20 protein-coding genes and 1 other RNA gene are annotated in these 23,574 nt (G+C 44.3%); 14 read left to right on the forward strand and 7 right to left on the reverse strand.

The genetic code is table 11. The features are described 5' to 3' along the window. Nucleotides 1–42 precede the first annotated feature (42 nt). The gene (locus L4C35_RS04085) at nucleotides 43–345 is read right to left on the reverse strand and encodes a hypothetical protein (protein ID WP_428461675.1); all 303 of its coding nucleotides are present in this window, start codon (nucleotides 343–345) and stop codon (nucleotides 43–45) included. Between the two features lie 251 nt (nucleotides 346–596). Next, complete coding sequence (locus L4C35_RS04090) at nucleotides 597–3,362, reverse strand: insulinase family protein (protein WP_428461676.1); 2,766 nt, start codon at nucleotides 3,360–3,362, stop codon at nucleotides 597–599. A 310-nt stretch (nucleotides 3,363–3,672) separates the two neighbouring features. On the opposite strand from L4C35_RS04090, the gene sixA reads away from it, so the two are divergent. Both sixA and L4C35_RS04100 read left to right on the forward strand, forming a co-directional pair. After that, nucleotides 3,673–4,146, forward strand: a complete 474-nt coding sequence (gene sixA, locus L4C35_RS04095; protein WP_428461677.1) for a phosphohistidine phosphatase SixA — start codon at nucleotides 3,673–3,675, stop codon at nucleotides 4,144–4,146. Between the two features lie 150 nt (nucleotides 4,147–4,296). Next, nucleotides 4,297–4,659 (forward strand): hypothetical protein, encoded by a 363-nt coding sequence (locus L4C35_RS04100; protein WP_428461678.1) that lies wholly within the window; start codon nucleotides 4,297–4,299, stop codon nucleotides 4,657–4,659. A gap of 128 nt (nucleotides 4,660–4,787) precedes the next feature. Here L4C35_RS04100 and smrB read toward each other — a convergent pair whose 3' ends face one another. After that, entirely contained in the window at nucleotides 4,788–5,318 is a 531-nt protein-coding gene (smrB, locus tag L4C35_RS04105; protein WP_428461679.1) for an endonuclease SmrB, read from the reverse strand. Nucleotides 5,319–5,371: 53 nt separating this feature from the next. Here smrB and prmB point away from each other — a divergent pair, with 53 nt between their 5' ends. Continuing rightward, complete coding sequence (prmB, locus tag L4C35_RS04110) at nucleotides 5,372–6,304, forward strand: 50S ribosomal protein L3 N(5)-glutamine methyltransferase (RefSeq protein WP_428461680.1); 933 nt, start codon at nucleotides 5,372–5,374, stop codon at nucleotides 6,302–6,304. A 110-nt stretch (nucleotides 6,305–6,414) separates the two neighbouring features. On the opposite strand, the gene queC is transcribed toward prmB, so the two are convergent. Continuing rightward, the gene (gene queC / locus L4C35_RS04115) at nucleotides 6,415–7,107 is read right to left on the reverse strand and encodes a 7-cyano-7-deazaguanine synthase QueC (protein WP_428461681.1); all 693 of its coding nucleotides are present in this window, start codon (nucleotides 7,105–7,107) and stop codon (nucleotides 6,415–6,417) included. Between the two features lie 144 nt (nucleotides 7,108–7,251). Here queC and L4C35_RS04120 point away from each other — a divergent pair, with 144 nt between their 5' ends. Next, nucleotides 7,252–7,401, forward strand: coding sequence for a hypothetical protein (locus L4C35_RS04120; protein ID WP_428461682.1), 150 nt, complete (start codon nucleotides 7,252–7,254; stop codon nucleotides 7,399–7,401). Here the strand turns inward: L4C35_RS04120 and L4C35_RS04125 are convergent. After that, nucleotides 7,393–8,469 carry a PLP-dependent cysteine synthase family protein gene (locus tag L4C35_RS04125; protein ID WP_428461683.1) on the reverse strand — a complete coding sequence of 359 codons (1,077 nt, stop codon included), beginning with the start codon at nucleotides 8,467–8,469 and terminating at the stop codon, nucleotides 7,393–7,395. The genes L4C35_RS04120 and L4C35_RS04125 overlap by 9 nt on opposite strands. 136 nt (nucleotides 8,470–8,605) lie before the next feature. Between L4C35_RS04125 and L4C35_RS04130 the strand changes: the two genes are divergently transcribed. From L4C35_RS04130 to L4C35_RS04140, 3 genes are all read left to right on the forward strand, one after another. Continuing rightward, nucleotides 8,606–9,070, forward strand: a complete 465-nt coding sequence (locus L4C35_RS04130) for an Lrp/AsnC family transcriptional regulator (protein WP_428461684.1) — start codon at nucleotides 8,606–8,608, stop codon at nucleotides 9,068–9,070. 427 nt (nucleotides 9,071–9,497) lie between these two features. After that, complete coding sequence (locus L4C35_RS04135) at nucleotides 9,498–11,240, forward strand: ABC transporter transmembrane domain-containing protein (protein WP_428461951.1); 1,743 nt, start codon at nucleotides 9,498–9,500, stop codon at nucleotides 11,238–11,240. Beyond that, the gene (locus L4C35_RS04140) at nucleotides 11,240–13,021 is read left to right on the forward strand and encodes a SmdB family multidrug efflux ABC transporter permease/ATP-binding protein (protein ID WP_428461685.1); all 1,782 of its coding nucleotides are present in this window, start codon (nucleotides 11,240–11,242) and stop codon (nucleotides 13,019–13,021) included. Before L4C35_RS04135 ends, L4C35_RS04140 begins: the two co-directional genes overlap by 1 nt. A gap of 219 nt (nucleotides 13,022–13,240) precedes the next feature. Here L4C35_RS04140 and tesB read toward each other — a convergent pair whose 3' ends face one another. Then, nucleotides 13,241–14,101, reverse strand: coding sequence for an acyl-CoA thioesterase II (gene tesB / locus L4C35_RS04145; RefSeq protein ID WP_428461686.1), 861 nt, complete (start codon nucleotides 14,099–14,101; stop codon nucleotides 13,241–13,243). Between the two features lie 233 nt (nucleotides 14,102–14,334). Between tesB and L4C35_RS04150 the strand changes: the two genes are divergently transcribed. Continuing rightward, the gene (locus L4C35_RS04150; RefSeq protein ID WP_428461687.1) at nucleotides 14,335–14,754 is read left to right on the forward strand and encodes a YbaY family lipoprotein; all 420 of its coding nucleotides are present in this window, start codon (nucleotides 14,335–14,337) and stop codon (nucleotides 14,752–14,754) included. A gap of 72 nt (nucleotides 14,755–14,826) precedes the next feature. On the opposite strand, the gene L4C35_RS04155 is transcribed toward L4C35_RS04150, so the two are convergent. After that, nucleotides 14,827–15,135: an MGMT family protein gene (locus L4C35_RS04155; protein ID WP_428461688.1), complete on the reverse strand. Its 309-nt coding sequence runs from the start codon at nucleotides 15,133–15,135 to the stop codon at nucleotides 14,827–14,829. 73 nt (nucleotides 15,136–15,208) lie between these two features. Here L4C35_RS04155 and L4C35_RS04160 point away from each other — a divergent pair, with 73 nt between their 5' ends. From L4C35_RS04160 to L4C35_RS04185, 6 genes are all read left to right on the forward strand, one after another. Then, nucleotides 15,209–15,940 (forward strand): VP0952 family biofilm-associated protein, encoded by a 732-nt coding sequence (locus L4C35_RS04160; RefSeq protein ID WP_428461689.1) that lies wholly within the window; start codon nucleotides 15,209–15,211, stop codon nucleotides 15,938–15,940. A gap of 146 nt (nucleotides 15,941–16,086) precedes the next feature. Beyond that, nucleotides 16,087–16,183: signal recognition particle sRNA small type (gene ffs, locus L4C35_RS04165), an RNA gene on the forward strand. Nucleotides 16,184–16,581: 398 nt separating this feature from the next. Beyond that, the gene (gene hsdR, locus L4C35_RS04170) at nucleotides 16,582–19,023 is read left to right on the forward strand and encodes an EcoAI/FtnUII family type I restriction enzme subunit R (protein ID WP_428461690.1); all 2,442 of its coding nucleotides are present in this window, start codon (nucleotides 16,582–16,584) and stop codon (nucleotides 19,021–19,023) included. A 280-nt stretch (nucleotides 19,024–19,303) separates the two neighbouring features. Beyond that, a complete protein-coding gene (locus L4C35_RS04175; RefSeq protein ID WP_428461691.1) occupies nucleotides 19,304–20,293 on the forward strand; it encodes an Abi family protein in 990 nt (329 codons plus the stop codon). Nucleotides 20,294–20,386: 93 nt separating this feature from the next. After that, the gene (locus L4C35_RS04180) at nucleotides 20,387–21,880 is read left to right on the forward strand and encodes an N-6 DNA methylase (protein WP_428461692.1); all 1,494 of its coding nucleotides are present in this window, start codon (nucleotides 20,387–20,389) and stop codon (nucleotides 21,878–21,880) included. Further along, nucleotides 21,880–23,574 carry a restriction endonuclease subunit S gene (locus L4C35_RS04185; protein WP_428461952.1) on the forward strand — a complete coding sequence of 565 codons (1,695 nt, stop codon included), beginning with the start codon at nucleotides 21,880–21,882 and terminating at the stop codon, nucleotides 23,572–23,574. The genes L4C35_RS04180 and L4C35_RS04185 overlap by 1 nt, the downstream gene beginning before the upstream one ends.

Genomic DNA, 23,574 nt, shown 5'->3' on the forward strand with positions numbered 1-23,574 from the left:
TTTCGATCTTTATTGCTTCGCTGTTTCATTGTGATGATGAGCTTAATGCCAGTTTGTCGGTGGTTTTGGGTAAATGCGCAAACGAAAATGGCTTTCGACAAAGCGAGGACGGATAAAGTGATAAAGGAGCAGAGCTAGGCTGAGTGCAATAAAAACGTGTAGGTGTAGAACGACAACGGCAATAGTCGAGAGCAAAACGATCGCCACAAAAGCATAGATAAGAATATCGAGCTCATCGTGCATCAGGTCTTGTTGGCAATGTGGGCAGCGAAACGACTCTTCGTATTGGCTTAAGAGTGGCGCATGGATATTACGCTGACAGTGAGGGCAGATATGTTTCATCATTAACCTTTTATTAGATGAATGACGTCCTTATCAGTAACAAAGAGCTGTGATTGTAGGAATTCAACACAAGCTGGCAATTCACTGTGTTTATCGTGTCGACAAGTAATATTTGTGGTGGCGGGGCTTTTTTAGCTTGTTTATTGTTCTAAAAAAGAATTATAGCGAAGGTGCTGAAGGTCTGTGTTGTAAATATAGAGTAAAAAAACGACCAGTGAAAAACTGGCCGTTAGATGAATGTCGTCGAAATGGGGTTAACGCGCTTGTTTTTTGAACTCATCGATAGATTCGATCGGCTGACCAATATCTAACGGTTCAAGGTTCACGTGAGCTTCTCCTTGGCAGTGCATAACAATACGGTTAGCGGTGCGAGGTTTTACAATATCGACAATGAAACGCACCATATCGGCACGGCTTAATGATTGAAGTGCTTTAATCACTTTTTGGCGCTGGTTAAAGCTTTCATCTTTGTTGCCAATACTCACCCAGAACCGTTGGGCGCGGGTGCGAAGGTTGGTGTCAGGATCTGATATCTGGGCAATTAAGCCTTGCTTACTGGCTTGCCACTGCGCTTCGTTTAATTCGAGTAACACTAGGGCAAATTCATTGGTGAAATCATCAATCGCTTCAGATAAGTAACTTGGCCCAGCAACAGGAGATTGAATATACAAGATCAGCCCAGGGTGGCGGTTAAGCGGTAAATTGGCTGTGCCGACCATATAGCCTAATTGTTGCTTGGTACGTAGCTCATGGAAGAAAGTGGTCGACATGAGGTGATTCGCGAGCGTGTAAATGGCGATTTTACGTGGTGTGGTTTCACGCGATTGGTAATACATCAAAATGGCGGAGTCAGCATGGTTACAGCTGATCTCATGGGTTTGCGTCCCCCCTTCACCTAAGCGTACTAATGGTCGCTGTGCCTCACCATATAGCTGGTCTGTGACGCGGAAAGCATCTTTGAGTATTTCTGCGAGTGCGAGTGCATCGTCTTTCAGCCAGTTCCCATAGACGAAGGTATCGATATGTAACTCAGCAAACATGGCTTCAACAAACTCGGGCAGCTCATCGAGCTCTATTGATTCTAAGGCTTCAATTAATGCTGGATAAGGTGGATTATTGGGTTGTAATAACCCCGTTAGCTCGTTAAAAAGCTGGGAAATTGGCTTATCTTCTGCCGCATTACGCCAGTTACGCAGCATTTGGGCTTTGATATTGCGAAAACGCTCAGGGTCAAAGTTACGGTTCTCGAACTTATCCAGGATCAGTTTCATCAATAAGGTTTGTTTTTCACTAAAGCCCGATAGCTGTAGTGTGACGCCACCTTGATGTGCATATAAGTTGTAAGACATTCCCGCGATTTCAGCAGGGTAGGCACTCTCATTAATGGCCTCTAATAACATCTCGACACACAAACGTGTTTTAACAATATTACGTGGTGAGCTTACAGCGTGCGGGCTATCAATCGCGACATAGACTACCCCTTTGGGCACGCGGAATTCATGCTCTTGTTTATGCCATAAACGAAAGCCGGGTAAGTCCTGAATCAGGGTGGGTGGCTGCTCGGCATTGGCTGCCAGAGGGTGTGGATCCAAGCTTTCACAGATAAAAGGGTTAGGCTCGGGCAGGGTGAGTTCCGATGGTACTGTAATATTGTGCCAGCGCGTTAATTGAGCGTCACTAAAAGGGGTCACTGAGTAAGGGGTGTGATACCACTGGGCAATTTGATCATAGTGCTGACCTTGTGCGACAAGCACTAAGCGCATGTTGCCTGGTTTTAGGTAACTCAGTAAATCTTGGATCAGTGCTTCATCGTACTCTGCCATCATGTAATCGCCGTATAGCAGATCTTCTGGCGTATAGTGCAGCAGGTTCATCACTAAATAGCTGACGGTATCCAGTGGACGGCTTTTTTCCTGGTAACGGAAAGCAAACTCTAATACTGAGCGTTTTTCTTTGTAACGCCACTCGTTTAAGCCTTGGGTTTTAATCAGCTCAATGTATTGAAAAACGGCTTCTACCACATCATCGATATGCTCAAGCCCCTTTGGGGTTAAGTTCAGACTTACCGTGAATTCGCGGAAGTTATCACCGCTGACACCACCACCTGCTGCAAGGGTGTTGATTAAGCCTTGTTTTTTTAAATACGACATCAAGCTACCTTGTCCTTCATTGCCCAGTAGGTGGGCAATGTAAGACAGTGGTTTCTTGCGATAAAAAGCATCGACCGATGGCATGGTAAAAGAGAGTGTCAGTTTACGCACTTCTTTAATGGGATCGATCTGGATAAAGCGTGCCGTCTCGTTTTCTGTGACTATCGGTGTGTCTATTTTGGGGCGAGATTGGCCGTTAGACGGAATATGGCTAAAGAACTCTGTGGTGAACGCTTCTAATTCGTCTAATGATTGCGGCCCCAGTAGCACTAGGCCCATCACACTGGCTGAATAATGGGTTTGATAAAAATCGATAAGTTCATCGCGTACCGAAGCGTGGTCGCGATCATTGAGTGTTGTGAGATCACCAACAGAAAATTTGGCGAAGGGGTGAGCTGGGTTGATGGTCTCTTTATGTACTTGGTAGAGTCGACGCACGTCGTCTTTGATTTTTAATTTGTACTCAGAGTCAACGGCTTGCCTTTCTTTATCGACGGCATCTTCATTAAATAATGGCGCAGTAAAAAATTGGCCGAAGCGATCTAACCCTTCTTCAAAGGCGTGCGGGCTGACCTCAAAGAAGAAGGTCGTGTTTTCGGTGCCTGTCCACGCGTTATTACTGCCACCGCTGCGATTGATGAAGGTTTGAAAATCGCCAATGACAGGGTATTTTTCGGTGCCAAGGAATAGCATGTGTTCAAGAAAGTGTGCCATCCCTTGGCGGTCGATGGGGTCATCAAAGTGACCGACATTCACCGTTAATGCTGCAGCCGAGCGAGGAGCATCTTCATCATGTACTAATAAGACCTTGAGCGCATTAGGCAAGGTCAGACAACGATACTGTTTGGGATCATTAGGACTAATGTGCACAGGGGAGCCTATATTATTATGATAATTAGGCTAATTATGACGCTCAACCCCCATGCTGGCAAACTTAACGCGCTAACTATGTTGACTTTATTATCATTTTTATCACTTTTTAATTGAACAATTAACATAGGTTATTACGTATAAATGGTGATCAGAGGATTATTGCGAGTCTATTGACGGACATTTGAAGAAACTCGAGTCGATAATAGCGTTTCTGAAGTCACGGAATCGGAATAGAATTGCCGCAATGGCTATCCAGCATCGGCAAGGCTTGTTAGCATTGTGACGAAATAGAGTATCGGATTAGATCATGCGAATTTTTATCATGCGTCACGGCGAAGCCCAGAACTTTGCCCCCAGTGATGCCGAGCGCCCCCTCACATCTAGAGGTGAGTCGCAGTCACGCCAAATGGCAGAGCATTTAGCTAAACAGCTGGATGGCCAACTCGATATGGTATGGGTTAGCCCGTACCTACGTGCACAGCAAACGTGGCAAACCATGGTTGATTGCTTACCTGTAGCGGCAAAAGTTATGACAATAGAAGACATAACGCCCTATGGTGAAGCTGAGCAGGTTGCAGCATACGTTAAAGCCGTTATCGGTATTGAACGTCCTGAGACCTTACTGATCGTATCGCATTTGCCACTGGTAGGTTATTTAACCGCAGAGTTAGTAGCAGGTATACAACCGCCGATGTTCCAAACATCTGCTATTGCTGTTGTGGAGTATAACCCTGACACTGAGCTTGCGACTTTTATTGAACAAGCGATACCTCAAGGCTAATTCTGCGATTTAGCTGAATTTATTTGTCTTTTCGTTACTGGTGTATTTTTTGCTTAAGAAACGAAAAGGATTGCCGATAAGGTAACCATGAGGGATGGTTTGGCACAGACCAAAATCGTCGTTAGCACCTTTAATAAAAGAATAGCGGTAATGAAAACAAAACTTCTTGCGGTAATCTGTACTTTGTTTCTTTTTGGTTGCGTTCAGCCGCCTCAAGGGCCAAGCATCAATGCAAATGGTGCAATTAAATGGGCCAATGGTTTCAGTGAAGAAATGCATATTTCAGCATCTGGCAGCACCTTAACCTTTGCTGCTCCAGACTCTTTCGGTCGCAGCGGTGGTGGTATCGCAATTTTTTCACGTATCGACAGTGCACGTAATGGTGACTGTGAGCATTACTATAGCGAAGGCGCATTAAAAACACGGATGCAAATTTGTAAAAGTGGTGAAGTGACGCTAATCAAAGAAGGTAAAGTGATCAACGTTGGCGCATTAGCAAAATACGTATACTAATGACTGTCGCGGTTTAACTAATTTCTTAACCTATGAAAGAAATCGGTATTAGCACTTTTGAAGACATAAAAAAAGCGAGTTGACTGATGTAGTCAACTCGCTTTTTTGTTCATAGTGCTTGATATGGATTAACGCTCTGGTATATCCAATAACACTAACAAAGCACCGTTACCACCGAACTCCAGCGGCGCTTGGTGGAAAGCCATTACATCGGGATGCTGGGCTAACCACAATGGCGCTTTGGCTTTAAGAATATGTTTGCCAATTCCATGCATCACACAGGCACAAGCCACTTTTTCTTTGATGCAGGCGGCAATCATTGCAGCAAGCTCTCGCTTCGCTTCTTGCTGTGTCATACCATGCATATCCAGATACATGTCAGGTACATACACCCCACGGCGAAGTTTCTTTACTTCGTATTTAGACACGCCCGTGCGGGCATATTGCATTGGCCCGTTCTCATTTAAATGCGGTTCAAACTCGTCAGAGAAATAAAACTCGTGGTTTTGAGTTTCTTTTGTCGAGACTTTGGGCTTATCGACGTTTGTGCTCTGTCGGCGTGATGTGATTATGGTATCATGCGTCAACTTTTTTACGCCCTTTACCGCATCTTGGAAGAGAGAGAAGTCATCTTCCAACGCAGGATCTTTTTTAGTCATAATGAATTTCCAACAACTCGATAGCGGTATTGTAGCGTCATTCGGAGGCTATTTTGGATAAGATTTTTGTCGACGAAGCCGTCAACGAACTTCATACATTGCAAGACATGCTACGTTGGACGGTGAGCCGTTTCAATGCTGCGGGTCTTTTTTATGGTCATGGTACTGATAATGCGTGGGATGAAGCTGTTCAGCTTGTCCTTCCTACATTGTACTTACCATTAGATATTCCATCTGATGTGCGTGAGTCACGTTTAACCAGCAGTGAGCGTTTACGCATTGTTGAACGTGTGATTCGTCGTATTAACGAACGTACACCCGTATCGTACCTAACGAACAAAGCATACTTCTGTGGTATGGAGTTCTTTGTTGATGAGCGTGTACTTGTACCGCGTTCACCAATTGGTGAGCTAATTGAAAATAGCTTTGAACCATTCTTAAAAGAACGTCCTACGCGCATCATGGATCTTTGTACGGGTAGCGGTTGTATTGGTATTGCTACAGCGCATATGTTCCCTGAAGCGGAAGTGGACATTGTTGATATTTCAACTGATGCACTGGCTGTTGCAGAGCAGAACATTATGGATCATGGTTTAGAGCAGCAAGTGATCCCACTGCGTTCTGATCTACTGCGTGATGTACCTAAAGATCTGTACGACCTTATCGTGACAAATCCACCGTACGTGGATCAAGAAGATATGGACAGTCTGCCAGATGAGTTCCGTCATGAACCAGAACTTGGTCTAGCAGCAGGTAGCGATGGTCTTAAACTGGTTCGTCGTATTTTGGCGAATGCACCAGATTACTTGAAAGAAGACGGCGTGCTGATCTGTGAAGTGGGTAACTCTATGATCCACATGGAAGAACAGTACCCGAACATTCCATTTACTTGGATCGAATTTGAAAACGGTGGTCATGGTGTATTCATGATGACGCGTGAACAATTGATCGAGTGCCAAGATGAGTTCTCACTTTACCGTGATTAATCCGTAAAGGTTAAAGCACGAAGTGTTAGCAGAATAAAAAACGGAGCATCGCGCTCCGTTTTTTGTATCTGGTATTTATTCAATTTCAGCTTGTGCTGTTTTGCTGATATTTAGTCGCGTTGTTGCTTACTAACAAGCGATGCCATAACTTCAGCGCGATTATCTAAATAATCTTTTAAACCTGCACGGCGAAGATCACAAGAAGGGCAATCACCACAACCATCACCTATGATGCCGTTATAACAGGTTAAGGTTTTTTCGCGCACAAATGTGAGTTGTTCACTCTGATCTGCCAATGCCCAAGTTTCAGCTTTATTGAGCCACATTAAAGGGGTTTCGATAGTGAAGTTTCTATCCATTCCCAGCACGAGTGATTGGTTTAAAGATTTTACAAATTCGTCACGGCAATCTGGATACCCTGAAAAGTCAGTTTCACATACCCCAGTGATCACTGACTCGGCACCAATTTGGTAAGCGTAAATCCCCGCAAGCGTCAGGAATAGAATATTACGTCCTGGTACAAAGGAGTTAGGTAGACCATTGGCTTGTAATTCATGTGAAACTTCAATGCTATCGCGGGTTAATGAACTGATCGCGAGTTCATTTAATAGGCCTACATCCATCACTTTATGTGCGGTGACGTTTAGCTCTTTACAAATGGCTTCAGCCACTTCAATTTCAAGCTTATGGCGTTGGCCATAATCGAATGTAATACAGTGAACTTCATCGTATTGAGCGATAGCCTGAATAAGGCAGGTTGTGGAGTCTTGACCACCACTAAAAACAACTACGGCTTTGCGCATGAATCTTTGTCCTTCAAAGTGTTCGTACCGAAAAACAGTCGGTAGGGATCTATCTTAGCGATTGTGGCTAAATACTTAGCTTGGTATTAAAAAAGCTTGGTATTAAAAAGATAGGCCAACAGCAGGTTCTCTATTGGCGGGGTCATGCTACCGCACCCTGAGTGTAGAAGAAAGTACGCAGAAAAAAGCATTGAAAAAGAGAAAGTAAATGAAGCGAGTCATTCAGATCAAAAAAGCCGCAATCAAGGCTATTGCGGCTTAGAGTACAGTATTACCTTTGCCGTATTAGGCTAAGGCATCGAGCTGACCTGTTTGTTCAAACTGCTCAAGTTGAGCGAGGTAGCCAGAAATATCACCAATATTGGCTTTTACCCAATCATGATTAAAGTAAGTGTCTAAGTAACGTTCCCCACTGTCACATAACAAAGTGACGATAGAACCGATTTCACCGCGCTGTTTCATCTCAATCGCCAGTTGCAGTACGCCATAAAGGTTAGTACCAGTTGAAGCGCCCGCTTTTCGGCCTAATAACTTCTCTAACCAATGTACCGTTGCCACGCTGGCTGCATCTGGGATCGTCCGCATCTCGTTCACGACATCAGGAATAAAGCTTGGCTCGACGCGAGGACGACCAATACCTTCAATACGGCTGCCTTTTTCGCCAGTTAACGCAGCATTACGTGTTTTATAGAACTCGTGGAAAACGGAATTTTCAGGGTCAACCACACACAGCTGCGTACTGTGCATTTGATAGCGAATATAACGGCCTATAGTGGCAGATGTCCCACCAGTGCCTGGGCTCATTACAATCCAACGTGGGATAGGATGCTCTTCTAATTCCATTTGGCTAAAAATACTGTTGGCAATATTGTTATTGCCGCGCCAGTCAGTCGCACGTTCAGCAAAGGTAAACTGATCCATGTAGTGGCCATTCATTTCCTTGGCTAAACGTCGTGATTCGTCGTAAATCTCGCTAGGACTATCAACAAAATGTGCCTTACCGCCATAAAACTCAATTTGCTCTATTTTTTTACAAGCTGTTTTTCGTGGTACGACGGCGATAAAAGGTAAACCAAGTAAACGTGCAAAATAGGCTTCTGATACCGCAGTACTACCAGATGATGACTCAATGATAGGGGTTCCTTCATTGATCCAGCCATTACACAGCGCATAGAGGAACAGTGAGCGGGCTAAGCGGTGTTTTAAACTGCCTGTTGGGTGCGTGCTCTCATCTTTTAAATAAATATCAATGCCGTCGAGGATGGGGATATCCAATTTGATAAGATGCGTATCAGCGGAGCGTTGGTAATCGGCTTCAATCTTACGAATGGCGGTGTTAATCCATTGTGAGTTATTTTGCATTATTTATTCCTCAACAGTCTATCTCTTCACTTGATATTGATTATCTTAATTATTCATTAGGATAAAAACTTTGCTATATTTTCTTTAATAACGCTAAATGTAGAAAATAATTCTCTTTATATGAGGCTGGTGGTTGATGAAGGCTCCAATTGATCAAATTGATAGAACATTACTTAGGTTATTACAACAAGATGGCACGCTATCACTTGCAGAGCTCGCAGATCAGGTGAATTTAACAACGACCCCTTGCTGGAAGCGGTTAAAGCGCTTGGAAGAGAGCGGTATTTTACGCCAGCGTGTTGCCTTGCTTGATCCGATTCAATTGGGTTTATCCTTTACCGCTTTTGTGCAAATCAAAACCAGTGATCACTCTAAGGAGTGGTATAAGACGTTAGTGGCAGCTGTGGCTGATTTTCCTGAGGTGATGGAGTTCTATCGTATGGCGGGTGAGTACGACTACATGATGAAAGTGCAAGTTGCGGACATGGCAGCGTTTGACCAGTTTTACAAAAAAATGGTTAACAGCATTGAAGGGCTCACTAATGTCACATCGACTTTTGCCATGGAGCCATTGAAATACACCACAGCGCTACCTTTGTAGCGCTATCGACACCGTATCGCGACATCTTGTTGTGAGAAGGGCTTTCTCTCCTTTATTCTTTCTGTAAGGCGTACTTAGTTATTAGTACGCTTTTATATCTTATGTAATATCCTCCAACTCAGTCACTGATTGTTCTTGCTGGTGAAAATCACCTGAACACGGACTTCCCCAGCACGGTATAAGTAAAAAGTCGTATGTAGCATAACTGGCACAAACGTCGTGGTTATTATGCTGATTTCCCGCGCAAAATACTGTTTTTCTAATTGGCTGAAATTATAGGTTGAATAATTATATTGTCGCGAGATAATCATTTGTTAATAAGATGTATCGGTCCTGGCCTCAATGCTTCTTATATTCAGCATTCTACCTTTTCGACAATTTGCCGAATTGAGTCTTCTATCTTTGAACCAGTATCTGTGGAGGGATGATGCAGATTTTCTGGCAACTTCGTTGGTTCTTTTTACAAGAGTGGCGCCGATACGGCGGTGCAATCATGATTTTGGGCGTTGTAGCGTTATTTGAGCTAGTACCGCCGAAAGCCATTGGTTGGGTGGTCGACAGTGTAGTGGCTGGCGACATGTCGACATCAACATTATTGCTGAGTTTAGCCGCGCTGATTGCTTTATGGGGCGTGGTGTACGTGCTGCGTATTATTTGGCGGGTTTGGTTATTCAGTGCGGCTGCAAAGTTGGGAACCGTGCTGCGTAATCGCTTGTATCGCCATTTTTCCTCTCACCCTCCCGTTTTTTTTGAGCGTTTTAAAACGGGCGATTTGATGGCTCGTTCAACTAACGATGTTAATTCTGTGGTATTGACTGCTGGTGAGGGCGTATTAACGGCGGCAGATTCCTTGCTAACGGGCATCGTTGTACTGCTGGTGATGACAACGCAATACAGCTGGGAGTTGACTGTGCTGGCTCTGCTACCAATGCCGATAATGGCCATCGTCGTCTTTTTCCTTGGCCGTCAATTGCATACCCGCTTTGGTGTCTCTCAGGCGGCTTTTTCCAACCTAACGGACAAAACCCAAGAAACGCTTAACGGTGTGCGGATGATCCGTGCCTTTGGTTTAGAGCGGCGTCAGCAGCAAGAATTTGATGATGTGGTGGACGATACGGGTCGCAAGAATCTGGCGGTAGAAAAAGTCGATGCGCTGTTTAACCCTGTGATCCAAATTACCATAGGTATGTCTTTCTTTTTAAGTGTGGCGGGTGGGGCGTATTTTGTTTCAACTGGACGTTTATCCTTGGGGGATCTTACTGCATTTACTTTGTACCAAGGTTTGATGATTTGGCCGATGTTGGCCATGGCATGGTTGTTTAATATTTTGGAACGGGGGTCGGCGGCATGGAAGCGTTTGCAGCATATTTTTGACCAAGCGCCAGAGATTGTTAGTGGTGACACTGCATTAGAACAACGCCAACAAACACTGGCGGTCAATATTGATCAATTTACCTGGCAAAGTCAGCAGTTCAGTGTACTCAATGCGGTGAATTTTGAGCTACCAGCAGGGCAGATGTTGGGCATTGCAGGGCCTGTTGGCAGCGGTAAATCAACCTTATTGGGCCTATTATTGCGCCAACAAACCTTGATAGATGGAGTCATCAAATATGGCGATATCAGCATCGAGTCGGCAAATTTGGATCATTGGCGTAGCCGATTTGCCGTGGTAAGCCAAACGCCTTTTCTATTCTCGCGTTCGATTGCCGACAACATTGCCTTAGGGCAACCAGAGGCGAGCCATGAAGCGATTCGAGAAGCCGCAAGAATGGCATGTATTGACGACGACATTATGCAGTTCCCCGAAGGCTACGGCACACTCGTGGGTGAAAAAGGTATTACCTTGTCAGGTGGACAAAAGCAGCGGATCGCGATTGCACGCGCTCTGTTACTTCAGGCTGAGATTTTGGTGCTAGACGATGCACTGTCTGCGGTTGATGGCAAAACCGAGCATCAAATATTGAGTAACCTCCGCCGTCAACAAACACGCCAAACAGTGATCGTCATTGCGCACCGCCTGACGGCGTTAGAGCAGGCAGAGGAAATTTTAGTGTTTCAGCATGGCGGTATTGCTGAGCGCGGTACACATCAAGCCTTAATCAAGGCTGAAAATTGGTATGCCGAGATGTACCGCTATCAGAAACTAGAACAAGCTATCGAGGGGGCGTAATGAAAGGTGCTGTTAATCCAAAAATACTCAAACGCCTACTAAGTTATGGTTTTACGGATAAGCGAAAGTTAACCATTGCCATTGTATTCTTGTTTATCGCCTCGATGGCGGATGTGGCTGGTCCATGGCTGATGCAGCATTTTATTGATAACCATATCGCCAAAAATGATTACCCGTTAGAAGTGATGATCACGCTTGGCGCGAGCTATGTTGGTTTGATGATTATTGCAGCCTTGTTCCAATATTGGCAGGCGATCCGTTTTAATGATATTGCAATCGGTGTAGTGCAAACGGTACGTAAACAGTTGTTTGGCAAGATTTTGAATCAGCCCCTATCGGCATTTGATTATATGCCGACAGGGCGATTAATTTCGCGGATCACCAACGATACCGAATCAATCAAAGACTTTTACATTTTCGTCATTTCGACCGTGGTGAAAAACATCGCCTTAATCAGTGTCATGCTGGTGGTCATGAGTATGCTGAGCTGGCGGTTAACCTTGGTGGTGCTGGTGCTGTTACCCATTGTCGCTGGTGTTATGGTGATCTACCAGCGTAAAAGTGCCAATGCGTATCGCCGCATGCGAGATTTACTGTCGGACATCAATGCGTCGATGAGCGAGTCGATTCAAGGGATGAGTCTGATCCAGTTGATGCGTCAAGAGCGTGAGTTCAGCCAGCAGTTTGCAGAAATCAATAAAGATCACTTAGCCGCGCAAGTCAGTGTGACCAAGCTTAATGGCTTATTGCTACGTCCCTTGATCGACTTACTGTCAGGGATAGCATTGATCTCTTTGGTTGCCGTGTTTGGTGTTAGCGGTGTTGAGCTGGTGGGTGTTGGGGTCTTGTATGCCTTTATTAGTTACTTAGGCCGTGTGACAGAACCTTTGATCGAATTGACGCAGCAGCTTTCTTTGTTGCAGCAAGCGCTGGTAGCGAGTGAACGTATTTTTGGCTTTATTGATGCTAAGCAACAAGTGTATGGCGACGATAAACGCCTACTCGAAACTGGCGCAATACAGTGCGACAACGTTACTTTTAGCTATGATGGTGAGCAAACCATTTTGAAGGATATCTCGATTGATTTACCTCACCGCGGATTTCTCGCTTTAGTCGGGCATACGGGCAGTGGCAAGAGTACATTAGCTTCACTCTTAATGGGATTTTACCCAGTAAAAGAGGGGGAAGTACGGTTAGATGGGCGGCCACTGGCGAGCCTTGAACAGTCGGTCTTGCGCCAAGATGTGGCTATGGTGCAGCAAGATCCCCATGTACTCAGTGACACTGTGCGTGAAAATATTTGCCTGGGACGAGCGGTAAGCGATGAAGCAATTTGGCAGGCGCTGGAAGATGTCGGCTTAGCGAGCCAAATTAGACAATACCGCGATTTGCTAGAGACGCGTTTAGGTGGTGGCGACGTGAATTTATCTGCAGGACAAAAGCAATTATTAGCCCTTGCGCGTGTGCTTGTCGCCAAGCCTAAAGTACTGATTCTGGATGAAGCGACTGCCAATATTGATTCAGGTACCGAGCAAAATATCCAGCGTAGTTTGACGCTATTGCGGCGAGATATGAGTATTGTGGTGATCGCTCACCGCTTATCAACCATCATGGATGCAGATGAAATTGTGGTATTAAGCCGCGGTGAAATTATTGAGCGCGGTACCCATCAGCACTTATTGAAAGCGCAAGGGCACTACTTGCAGATGTATCAGTTGCAGCAAGCCAGTGATCACCTTCAGCAACTTGAAACTGATGGGGTGGAAGCAGCGTCAGTATAAAGGTGCTTGGTATATGTTGGATACATTACTAAGCAAAATAAAGCTTAACCATTTGATTAGTCAATATGATTTAACCTAACGCTGACAAAACACCCTCAAGCCAGAGTATCCTTACTGATGGGCTCAATGCTTTGTGAACGGCAGATAGTCAAACGCCACAGAAACAGGCGTCGTTTCTGTGGCGTTTCAGTATTGAGCTGCAATTATCGCGGCAATGGGTTATTTGTGGTGACGCATTAAGCCTTCTTGAACCGCAGAAGCAACGAGTTCACCTTGTTGGTTGTAAATCTCACCGCGTACCAGGCCACGTGACCCACTCGCGGAGGGGCTGTCGATAACGTACAGTAACCACTCATCAAGACGGAATGGGCGGTGGAACCACATGGAGTGATCTATGGTTGCGACTTGCATTTTAGGAGTCAGCAAGGTGACGCCATGCGGTTGTAAGGCGGTCACTAAGAAGCCCCAATCTGACGCATAAGCCAGTACATACTGATGAATGCGTAAATCATCAGGCATGTCACCATTGGCTTTGATCCATAAGTACTGCTTAGGCTCCGTTTTAGTCGGTTTGAGTGGGTTGATAATATTGACTGGGCGAACTTCAATGGGACGATCGCGACTAAATGTTTCAACAGCTTGCTTTGGCAAATAATCAGCAAGTGATTTTACTAATTCTGTTTCAGACTTGAGTGTTTCAGGTGCTGGCACATCAGGCATAGTAGATTGGTGGCTGTAGCCTTCTTCTTCAGCCTGATAAGAGGCCGTTAAATAGAAAATAGGGCGGCCATTTTGAATAGCTTTTACACGGCGGGTACTAAAGCTTTTGCCGTCGCGTAAATTTTCAACATCGTAGATAATGGGTTTTTGTGGATCGCCAGGACGAAGAAAGTAACTGTGGAATGAATGCACATGACGTTCAGCTTCCACCGTTTTCTTCGCTGCAGAGAGCGATTGGCCAATTACTTGACCACCATAAACTTGGGGTAACCCTAGGTGTTCGCTTTGCCCACGGAACAAGCCTTGTTCTAAAGGTTCTAAGTGTAACAACGTGAGAAGTTCAGTTAGTTCTTTGCTCATCTGGCATCCATTATTAACAATGTTGAATTAAGAAAGATAAGCACTATCTTGCTGATAGTCGAGATAATTACTTATCTTTTATTAAGAGTTTTACGAGGACTTAGCTACAATTTCAAGTTAAATCGCACCACGATACTCAATCTTACTGATATATATGGGGTTTATATCAAACGATTTAAAGGGAGTGTAGATAAGCCTATTTTAGTCAATCGTACATGTACTTGAGGTTAACAATGAAAAAGGTTATTACGGTATTACTGGGTTTAGCGGCTGCATTAGCGATAACGGCATGTTCGACAATCATTCAGAAAGATAAAGGCATGAGCTCGGTAGAAGGAACAGTAAGCTACCGCGAGCGTATCGCATTACCTGCTAATGCAAAAGTAACGGTAACATTATCAGATGTGTCATTAATGGATGTGGCGGCAGAAGTGATTAGCCAGCAAACATTCTTAACGGACGGCAAGCAAGTCCCGTTTAACTTCTTACTTGATTATGAAACCGATGAAATTATTGCCAACCATACCTACGCAGTTAGTGCGCGCATTGAAATTGACGGCAAACTATTATTCATTACCGACACCGCAAACCGCGTGATCACCGATCCGAATAAAACGGAAAAGATTGACTTGATGTTAGTGAAAACGCGTTAAGTCATCACAGGTTGCTATATCGCAGTGCTTGAGAGCAAAGCATTGGCTCCCCCCCAGTGCTTTGTTTCTCATTTAACGGCAGATATCCCACTGATAAACACGTAACGATAGTTTGCCCTCATCACTTACGGTGATCCCCTCATTGCGCAGTTTATCGCGTTGTCGTATAAGATCGTCACCCGTTAATGAAATCATCCCTTTGGCATTAATCACCCTGTGCCAAGGTAGTGTTGATCCTTCAGGCAAACGTGACATGAGTTTACCCACTTGCCGTGCATAGCCCGGAAAGCCTGCTAATCGCGCGATATCGCCGTAGGTTGCTACCGTTCCCATCGGAATTTGATAGACCACACTATAGATTTGCCCTGTAAAATCGTCCATATTAAGAGTAAGACCGTGAGAAATAGATGACTATTTTTCTATGTACTACCGAACAACGCAAGGAGGTGCTGCCATGTTGTATGCCGCGTTACTCGTTCTGGTCAGTGTTGCATTAACCGTATTAGGTGTAACAGCACTTGGATACAGTGATGGCCAATTACCTGCGCTCGCTTTAGCTATTCCCGCATTATGGCTTTTGCCGCAAGGCGGCATGGCGGCATGGTTGCTGCTTATTGGCCTTGGTGCGTACGGCATGGTCTTGCCTGAGCAACCTCTTGCACTTTCTATCAGTATTTTTATGATGCTGCCTGTCTTTAATATTTGTATCTCTCACAAGAGTAGCTGGCAGCTGGGAGCATTGTTAATCTCCATTATTCTCGCCATGGATGTCGGGTTGATGGCGCTACAAAGTGAAGGCAAGTTACCGGGAAGCAGTTTATACACTGTGGTGCAAATACTCGCAGTGGGGGTTATATGGTTTGCATGCCGCAGTTGGCGACCTGTCGAAGGTAATACATGGTGGCCACTTTTTCTCGTTGTACCGTTATGGGTTGGCGGAATGCAGCACGCAGCGCTAGTCGCATTATGTATCACGGGGTTGATAGCGGCGATGCAGGGTATGGATAAAGTAAAGTTCGGAGATTGGGTGCCTCGCTTGTCTTGGGTACTCCCAGCTGTGGGGTTTGCCACCTTAGTGGTTGTGCCGCACTTTGATGTACCTAACCCAATACTGGTTGCTTGGCTGCTGGTGCTCGGTGGCGCTTTATTAGGGGAATACTTGCTGGAAGACCCAGAAGAGGTATAACACCTTTTAACATCGTTTAATTCGCTGTTTTGGGTAATAAATCAACACTTAACCGAGAGTTGGGTGACTGGGTGTTGCAATAGCCACTGGCTTGAGACATAATCCATCCCGTTCTCGCAGAGAGACAAAGAATCTATGGAGGCCCCCTTTGGTCCTCCCGCAACACTAACTTGTGAACCTGGTCAGGCCCGGAAGGGAGCAGCCACAACAAGCGACGTGTGTGCCGGGATGTGGCTGGAGGGGGCTTCCACCCATCTGCCGTTTGGTAATCTCCATAGAACTCTCACTTCAACACCCAACTGTCGCTAAAATCATATCCTGTCCCAAAAAAGCATAAGCTGTCCTTTTAAAAGTCAAAAAGTGCCCTAACCTTATCTTAGTTGTTTTCTGACAATATCAAGGGACGCGCATGTACATTCGTAATCTTCGCAAACCTTCTCCGAACAAAAACATCTATAAGTTTGCTAGTAGCAAGAATAAAAAGACGGTTATGTGTGAAGGCAGCCTTGAGAAAGATTGTTGCGACCACTTTGAATATGACCCTGAAGGCCAGTAACGTAATGATAGTTATAGTAAGTTGTTCATTTTAACCGCGCTTTTAATATATACTAAGACGTCAAACAGCCTCTAGAGTCGTTAGTATGGTTACGAGCATTAATAAAGCAAAGCTATCTGAAACAGACATTATCACTAAATTTATTCTGCCTGCGATCAAAGAAGCAGGCTGGGATGATATGACGCAAATTCGCCAAGAAGTGAAATTGCGAGATGGCAAAGTGATTGTTCGTGGCCAAGCGGCTGCTCGTAAAAAAGTAAAATCAGCCGATATTGTGCTGTACCACAAGCCAAGTATGCCCTTAGCTGTTGTTGAAGCCAAAGCCAACAAACATGAAGTTGGTAAAGGCATGCAACAAGGCATGGATTACGCAAGCCTGCTTGAAGTACCATTTGTTTTTGCTTCAAATGGTGATGGGTTTATTTTCCGCGACCTTACTAACTCGGCTCAAATAGAGACTGAAATTCGTTTAGACGATTTCCCTACGCCACAGCAACTGTGGGATAAGTACTGTGTCTGGAAAGGTTACAAGACAGAAGACTTGCCTGTTATAACGCAAAGTTACCATGAAGATGAAAGTAACAAAGCGCCTAGGTACTATCAGATCCAAGCAATTAGCAAGACTATAGAAGCGATTGTCAGTGGACAAGACCGTATTTTATTGGTTATGGCAACGGGGACAGGAAAAACATATACCGCGGCTCAAATCATCTGGCGCTTGTGGAAAGCAAAGGCCAAAAAAAGAATCCTATTTCTAGCCGATCGCAACTTTTTAGTTGATGACCCTATGAACAAAGACTTTGTCCATTTCAAAGACATCATGACCAAAATTTCTGGTAGGAAGATTGATCCTGCATATCAGTTACACTTAGCACTTTACCAGTCCTCAACTGGAAAAGAGGAGCATCAGAAAGTTTTTAAGCAGGTATCGCCAGATTTCTTTGACTTGATTATCATTGATGAGTGTCACCGAGGAAGTGCTTCAAAAGAAAGTGCTTGGCGAGAAATTTTAGAGTACTTTTCATCTGCAACTCAAATAGGTCTTACTGCAACACCAAAAGAAACCGACGTTGTCTCAAACGCTGAATATTTCGGAGAACCAATCTACACGTATTCATTGAAGCAAGGAATCGAAGATGGATTTTTGGCTCCCTATAAAGTTGTACGAGTAGATATTGATGTTGATTTACAAGGTTGGCGACCAACCAAGGGGCAGAAAGATAAGCACGGTGAGCTAATTGATGACCGAATCTACAACCAAAAAGATTTTGACCGTACTATGGTCATTGATGATCGCACACAACTTGTCGCCCAGACGCTTACCAATTACCTCAAACGTACCGACCCAATGGCGAAGACCATCGTCTTCTGTAATGACATTGATCATGCGGAACGTATGCGCCGTGCCTTGGTCAACTTGAACCCTGAACAAGTTGCCAAAAACGATAAGTACGTAATGAAGATCACGGGTGATGATGAAATAGGCAAAGCACAGCTAGAGAACTTCACGAACCCTAAAAAAGATTACCCTGTGATAGCAACAACCTCCGAGCTTATGACCACAGGGGTAGACTCCAAGACCTGTAAGTACATCGTGTTGGATCAGACAATCAAGTCAATGACCAAGTTCAAGCAAATCATTGGTCGTGGTACCCGTATTGATGATCGCTATGGCAAGCTATGGTTTACCATTCTTGACTTCAAAAAAGCGACAGAACTGTTTGCAGATGAGCGATTTGACGGTATTCCTGAGCGTGTGAAAAATGTGAAGCCCGAGGATTTGGACGATGATGGTGAGCCAGAAGATATCATCAATGGCACGGATCAAAATGATCCAGAAAACCCATTTGCTGGAGAAGATATTGAACCGGGTTCAATTCAAGAACCAACGCCTCCTTATAGTGAAGAAGGTAACAGTTCATCAACTTCTGGTGCAACAGATGACCCTATTGAAGAAAAAGTCCGTAAGTTCCATGTTAAAGGTGTCGATGTTAAAGCTGTTGCAGAACGTATTCAGTATTACGATGCTGATGGTAAGCTCGTAACTGAGTCATTCAAAGACTACACTCGTAAAACCATGGCGAAGCAGTTTTCATCTATGGATGAGTTTATCAAGCGTTGGCAAGATGCTGATAAGAAACAAGCCATCATTGATGAGCTAGCGGAAGAAGGCATTATCTGGGAAGTCTTGGCTGAAGAGGTTGGCAAAGAGTTAGACCCGTTCGATATGATTTGCCATGTGGTTTATGACCAGCCTGCTCTTACGCGTAAAGAACGTGCAGATAACGTGAAGAAGCGCAATTACTTTACTAAATATGGTGATACAGCGCAGCAGGTACTGAACAACCTCCTTGATAAGTATGCCGATGAAGGTGTGCAAGAGATCGAAAACATTCATGTTCTTAAAGTGAAACCTTTCGATGAAATGGGCAGACCGTTAGAAATCATTAAGAAAGGTTTTGGTGGCAAACCTCAATACCTTGAGGCGGTACACGATTTAGAAATGGCTATTTACCAATCAGCGTAATATACGTCACAATTATTTAAATACCCAAAATACACAATATGTAGCGCCTGAGTTTTCATCTATGCTGATATGTGGTGTTTTATGGGGTGTATTTCTATTTTGATTTTGTTTTCCTGTCATCACTTTTGTTGACTAGGTCGCGATTATCAATAATACTTCATCGCAATAGTGCCCAGTCCCCTGTTTTTGAAGTTATCTTAAGAGATAACTTTGAAATCAAGGCTGGGCGTTCTCGTTTTTGGAAGCTAAGAAATTAAAGTCCAAGGAACTAAGGATTGTAATGGCTCTCATCCCACCGAAAGAATTTAAACATTATGAAGAACTCGTTGATACATTATCCCAACGAGGAATGATTATCGGTGATGATGAGCGAGCTAAGCGTAAGTTAGCTCAAGTTGGTTACTACCGTTTGAGTGGTTTTTGGTATCCAGCAAGAGAGATAGAGCGAGATGAGCAAGGTACTGTGATTGAATGTCCTCATCTAAAACGCCCCAAACGACTTAATGAGTTTTTACCAGAGACGAGTTTTGATGATGTATTTAGCCTCTATCTGCTAGATAAAAAACTCCGTATCGCTATGCTCGATGGATTAGAGCGCATTGAAGTTTTTGTACGTAGTGTGATTGCACATGAGCTTGGCCGTGGCAAGCGCAAAGAGGCAGGGACTGGACTCGACATTCCAGAACCATTAGCGTGGAAAGACCCTGAATATATCAATGGTAAGTTCTTAAAAAAGCGTGGTCATAAACCAAGTTTGTGGGAAGAGTGGCAAAGTAAACACAGTAAATTAATAGAACGAAGCCGTGAAGATTGTATTGTATGGCACAAGCGTAATAATAAAGAAATGCCATTTTGGGTGGTGATTGAAGCATGGGATTTTGGAACCATGTCCAAATATTACGGTATGCTCAATGATAAATACCGCCAAAGAATCTGCGCTCGTTTAGGGATCTCCGATAAAAGAGAAACGGGTGTATTACAAGCATGGTTAATGGAAATGAATATTCTTCGTAATCGATGCGCCCACCATACTCGAATTTGGAATCAGCAATCGTCAAAAGTGCTCGCTTTACCTTCACATGATAAATTTGATGATATTCGAGGCAATCACAATACACTGACTCGCTTATATGGGGTTGTTCGTGCCATGTGGTTTCTAATTGAGCAGATAGGCCCAAGTTCATGTTGGATGAAAGAAGTTGAATCCCTAATTAATGCCTTACCTACAGTACCTGGCTGCCATCAATCTTCAATTGGACTGCCTTCTTAATCCATTCCATTAAATAGACATGATAACCCTGAATATCACGGCGGATTTACGTTATAATTCGCCACAAATTTCAGTTGTTTAAAAGTAGAAAACATGTCTATCAGTTCAGCAATCAAATCCATTCAAGACATCATGCGTAAAGATGCCGGTGTCGACGGTGACGCACAGCGCCTTGGCCAAATGTCTTGGTTACTTTTTCTTAAAGTATTTGATGCTCAAGAAGAAGAGTTAGAACTAGAACTGGACGACTACAAATCACCCATCCCAGAACAATACCTATGGCGTAATTGGGCTCAAGATGCTGAAGGGATTACCGGTGAAGCACTGCTTGAGTTCGTCAACGACGACTTATTCTACAAGCTGAAAAACCTAACCGCACCAGTTGACCTAAACCCGCGTGGTTTTGTTGTTAAAGAAGCATTTAGCGATGCGTTTAACTACATGAAAAACGGTACGTTACTGCGCCAAGTGATCAACAAGCTTAACGAAATTGATTTTACTGACTCTTCAGAGCGCCACCTTTTCGGTGATATCTACGAACAAATCTTAAAAGATCTACAAAGCGCGGGTAACGCAGGTGAGTTCTACACCCCTCGTGCCGTTACACGCTTCATCGTAAACCGCTTAGACCCAAAACTGGGCGAAGCGATTATGGACCCAGCAACGGGTACGGGCGGCTTCCTAGCGTGTGCGTTTGACCACGTGAAAGACAACTACGTGAAAACGGCAGCTGACCAACAAACACTGCAAAAGCAGATCCACGGTGTCGAGAAGAAACAACTGCCGCATCTATTGTGTATCACTAACATGATGCTGCACGGCATTGAAGTACCGGTACAAATCAAACATGGCAATACGCTCAACAAGCCGCTTTCAAGCTGGGACAGCAACATCAATGTGATTGCGACCAACCCTCCGTTCGGCGGCACCGAAGAGGACGGTATTGAAAAGAACTTCCCAGCCGAAATGCAGACGCGTGAAACGGCGGACTTGTTCTTACAGCTTATTATTGAAGTGTTAGACGAAGGCTCAGAAACTCAAAATGGCGGCCGCGCAGGGGTAGTACTGCCAGACGGCACCTTGTTTGGTGAAGGCGTTAAAACCAAAATCAAAAAGATGCTGACCGAAGAATGTAACCTGCACACTATCGTTCGATTACCTAATGGCGTGTTTAACCCATATACAGGCATCAAAACCAACATTCTGTTTTTCACTAAAGGCAAGCCAACCAAAGACGTATGGTTCTACGAGCACCCATACCCAGAAGGTGTGAAGAACTACAGCAAAACCAAACCAATGAAGTTTGAAGAGTTCCAACAAGAGATGGATTGGTGGGGCAACGAGCAAGACGGTTTTGCGACTCGTGAAGAGAACAAACACGCATGGAAGGTCTCGATTGATGAGATCATCGAGCGTAACTTCAACCTTGATATTAAAAACCCATATCAAGAAGAAGTGGTTAGCCATGACCCAGACGAGCTGCTAGCAAGCTACGAGCAACAGCAGCAAGAGATCAGCGAACTTCGTAATCAGCTAAAAGGCATTCTTGGTGATGCGCTGAAATCATCTGTAGGTGAGGGTGAATGATGAGCCTTGACCAAACACCTATCAATCAGTTGATTGCAGACAATATCGATACTTGGACATCAACAGTAAAAACCAAAGCGACAACAGGGCGTGGCAGTAGCAAAAAGCTAGAGCTGTATGGCGTTAAGAAACTGCGTGAGCTGATTTTAGAATTGGCTGTGCGAGGTAAGTTAGTGCCTCAAGATCCAACGGATGAGCCTGCATCGGTACTGCTTGAGCGAATTGCGGAAGAAAAAGCGCAGTTGGTGAAAGATAAAAAGATATCCAAGACAAAAAAACTTCCGTCACTGACAGAAGAAGAAAAATCAATCGACTTACCAAACGGGTGGGCTTTATGCCGTTTTGGAGACCTTTATCATTTAGAGTACGGAGATAATTTACCAAAGGTAAAACGCTCTGGCTCTGGTGAATATCCAGTATATGGTTCTAACGGTATCGTGGGAACCCACAATATCTTTTCTGTTGATGAGGCTTGTGTCGTTATAGGTCGGAAAGGTTCCGCTGGTGCATTAAATATGAGTGCTACCCCGTGTTGGGTTACTGATGTCGCTTACAGCGTCATTCCCCCAACAGGAATAGAACTTGATTATTGCTTCTTACATTTAAACACATTTGGTTTAGATTCTTTGGGCAAAGGCATCAAGCCTGGCTTGAATCGGAATGAAGCAAATGTATTAGTAGCTTGTATACCACCGACTGCTGAACAACACCGCATCGTCGCCAAAGTCGATGAACTAATGACACTCTGCGACCAGCTAGAGCAACAAACCGAAGCCAGCATTGAAGCGCATCAGGTATTGGTGACAACGCTGTTAGACACGCTAACCAATTCTGCTGATGCCGACGAGCTAATGCAAAACTGGGCACGAATCAGCGAGCACTTCGATACCTTGTTCACCACCGAAGCGAGTATCGACCAGCTAAAACAAACCATCCTGCAACTGGCGGTAATGGGTAAGCTTGTCCCACAAGACCCAACCGATGAGCCTGCTGCTAAGCTGCTTGAGCGTATTGCAGAAGAAAAAGCGCATTTAATCAAAGAGAAGAAAATCAAAAAGCAGAAAGCACTGCCTCCGATTGCTGATGATGAAAAGCCGTTTGAATTGCCGAATGGGTGGGAGTGGTGTCGTTTTGGTGAGCTTGGATATGACTTAGGTGGTGGGACTCCATCAAAAGGTAACTCTGAATATTGGGGAGGTAGTATTCCGTGGGTATCTCCGAAAGATATGAAAAGAGATTATATCGAATCGGCGATCGATAGCGTTACAGAGAAAGCTGTATTGGAAACGACAATTAAACTTATTCCAGAAAACAGTCTACTGATGGTAGTTAGGGGGATGATACTCGCACATTCTTTCCCTGTAGCTCTCACTAAAAAGCCAGTAGTAATTAATCAAGATATGAAAGCTCTTATTTACAATTATATTGAGCCAGAGTTTCTGCTCGTTGTAATGAAAGGAATAAAGAATGAGATGGTCGACTTGGTAGACCGTTCTTCACATGGTACTTGCAAATTGGTGTCTGACAAGTTGTGGAGTGTAGTGCTTGCAGTCCCTCCTTTAAGTCAACAAAGACAAATAGTTAAAAAAGCTAATGAACTATTGGGTATTTGCGAACAACTTAAAGGTAGCTTAAAAGAGTCTCAAACAACACAACTACACCTTACTGATGCCATTGTCGAGCAGGCGGTGTAA

The organism is Photobacterium kagoshimensis (assembly GCF_050337045.1).
Lineage (GTDB): Bacteria > Pseudomonadota > Gammaproteobacteria > Enterobacterales > Vibrionaceae > Photobacterium > Photobacterium kagoshimensis.

Coding starts and splice junctions, on each gene's coding strand:
- L4C35_RS04085 (WP_428461675.1), bottom strand. CDS start 345: ATGATGAAACATATCTGCCCTCACTGTCAGCGTAATATCCATGCGCCA.
- sixA (WP_428461677.1), top strand. CDS start 3,673: ATGCGAATTTTTATCATGCGTCACGGCGAAGCCCAGAACTTTGCCCCC.
- L4C35_RS04100 (WP_428461678.1), top strand. CDS start 4,297: ATGAAAACAAAACTTCTTGCGGTAATCTGTACTTTGTTTCTTTTTGGT.
- smrB (WP_428461679.1), bottom strand. CDS start 5,318: ATGACTAAAAAAGATCCTGCGTTGGAAGATGACTTCTCTCTCTTCCAA.
- queC (WP_428461681.1), bottom strand. CDS start 7,107: ATGCGCAAAGCCGTAGTTGTTTTTAGTGGTGGTCAAGACTCCACAACC.
- L4C35_RS04120 (WP_428461682.1), top strand. CDS start 7,252: ATGCTACCGCACCCTGAGTGTAGAAGAAAGTACGCAGAAAAAAGCATT.
- L4C35_RS04125 (WP_428461683.1), bottom strand. CDS start 8,469: ATGCAAAATAACTCACAATGGATTAACACCGCCATTCGTAAGATTGAA.
- L4C35_RS04130 (WP_428461684.1), top strand. CDS start 8,606: ATGAAGGCTCCAATTGATCAAATTGATAGAACATTACTTAGGTTATTA.
- L4C35_RS04135 (WP_428461951.1), top strand. CDS start 9,498: ATGCAGATTTTCTGGCAACTTCGTTGGTTCTTTTTACAAGAGTGGCGC.
- L4C35_RS04140 (WP_428461685.1), top strand. CDS start 11,240: ATGAAAGGTGCTGTTAATCCAAAAATACTCAAACGCCTACTAAGTTAT.
- tesB (WP_428461686.1), bottom strand. CDS start 14,101: ATGAGCAAAGAACTAACTGAACTTCTCACGTTGTTACACTTAGAACCT.
- L4C35_RS04150 (WP_428461687.1), top strand. CDS start 14,335: ATGAAAAAGGTTATTACGGTATTACTGGGTTTAGCGGCTGCATTAGCG.
- L4C35_RS04155 (WP_428461688.1), bottom strand. CDS start 15,135: ATGGACGATTTTACAGGGCAAATCTATAGTGTGGTCTATCAAATTCCG.
- L4C35_RS04160 (WP_428461689.1), top strand. CDS start 15,209: ATGTTGTATGCCGCGTTACTCGTTCTGGTCAGTGTTGCATTAACCGTA.
- hsdR (WP_428461690.1), top strand. CDS start 16,582: ATGGTTACGAGCATTAATAAAGCAAAGCTATCTGAAACAGACATTATC.
- L4C35_RS04175 (WP_428461691.1), top strand. CDS start 19,304: ATGGCTCTCATCCCACCGAAAGAATTTAAACATTATGAAGAACTCGTT.
- L4C35_RS04180 (WP_428461692.1), top strand. CDS start 20,387: ATGTCTATCAGTTCAGCAATCAAATCCATTCAAGACATCATGCGTAAA.
- L4C35_RS04185 (WP_428461952.1), top strand. CDS start 21,880: ATGAGCCTTGACCAAACACCTATCAATCAGTTGATTGCAGACAATATC.